The sequence below is a fragment of the Desulfobacterium sp. N47 genome, from assembly GCF_051233685.1.
Classification (GTDB): domain Bacteria; phylum Desulfobacterota; class Desulfobacteria; order Desulfobacterales; family RPRI01; genus RPRI01.
In genome coordinates this window covers 1-1,076 of sequence record NZ_JBAMMY010000017.1, presented here as the reverse complement: position 1 = coordinate 1,076, position 1,076 = coordinate 1, and the positions used below count along the sequence as shown (strand labels likewise).

General features: G+C 33.8%; 2 protein-coding genes. Both read right to left on the bottom strand.

Annotated features, from left to right (window positions below; all coding sequences use genetic code 11):
• Nucleotides 1-321: 321 nt before the first annotated feature.
• On the bottom strand, nucleotides 322-630 hold the full coding sequence (locus VXK47_RS00505) for a hypothetical protein (RefSeq protein WP_435546815.1): 309 nt from the start codon (nucleotides 628-630) through the stop codon (nucleotides 322-324).
• A gap of 52 nt (nucleotides 631-682) precedes the next feature.
• A complete protein-coding gene (locus VXK47_RS00500) occupies nucleotides 683-949 on the bottom strand; it encodes a hypothetical protein (RefSeq protein ID WP_435546814.1) in 267 nt (88 codons plus the stop codon).
• Nucleotides 950-1,076: the final 127 nt, after the last annotated feature.

Genomic DNA, 1,076 nt, shown 5'->3' with positions numbered 1-1,076 from the left:
GGCCTTCAAAAATTCTGAAACGATATCCGCCTTCAGCGCAAGTGGGTCAAGACTTACGCTTAATATCTTATGACAATGAGGGCATATAGACGTTTTGAACATTTTGGTTTTCCTTTATTATGTATTTTTTGTTTTATAACGTAGAGTTAAGCGGCGGTACTCCGTCCGCTTGAACGATTTGTTATGTAAATATTTTTTTATTGTTCTTTGATAATTGAATGAGAAAGCTAAATAAAGATTATATGCTGCGTTATACCAAATCCGGCTAATTCACCAGAGAAACCAGTAATGGCGGCAATTATAGCCGAAGGTCAACGTGGCTTATTGGGACTTTGGCTTTTCAATGATACGCACATGGGGTTCACAATTTGAGGCTGCTAATATTTTTTGAAATTGGCGATTATCTTCATCATTTTGACCAGACCTCTTAAACTTTTTAATATAAAAGACATTGTAAGAACATTCGGTGTGATATCCAGTAAAATAAACTCTGTGTCTTCCGATTCTAACTTTTCTAATATCCTTAAGATCGCTGGGCATTCTGCTCATATGACATTTAGGCAAATCAAGTGTGGATGGGGTTTGTATATTCGCCTCTTTTGCATATTCATAGAGACGTTTTTCGATCATATTTTTATCCCCCGAATGTTCAAGCATTTGTAATTGTTCATCAGTAATTGAATTAACCGAAATTGAGCACACGGGTATCCCCTTTATCAGCAAAAGCCTTTCTCAATTCAGATAAAAAACTATCATTAGCAGCAAGTTCATCATCTAAGGTATCGTCAATATCAATATTTTTCATATTAAATTGTGCGACTTTTCTTAAAAATGAAATAGCCCCATTAATCTGTGAATAGGATATCCCAGGGAGTTCTTGAATTATTCTATCATAATCAATTAATTCATCCACAACCTCGATAAGGCTAAATAAAGGAGGTAATTTCAAAAGTCTCGCATTGATCCGATTATTTTTATAAAAAGCAGTTGAAATACCAAATAACATATTGATTTAATAAAGAGAATGCTCTATTATCTTCTTAAATTCACCAATTCAAGAAAGGATGATAATATGA

Excerpts from the sequence above, each read along its gene's own strand:
- VXK47_RS00505 (WP_435546815.1), bottom strand. The coding sequence starts at position 630 with ATGATCGAAAAACGTCTCTATGAATATGCAAAAGAGGCGAATATACAA.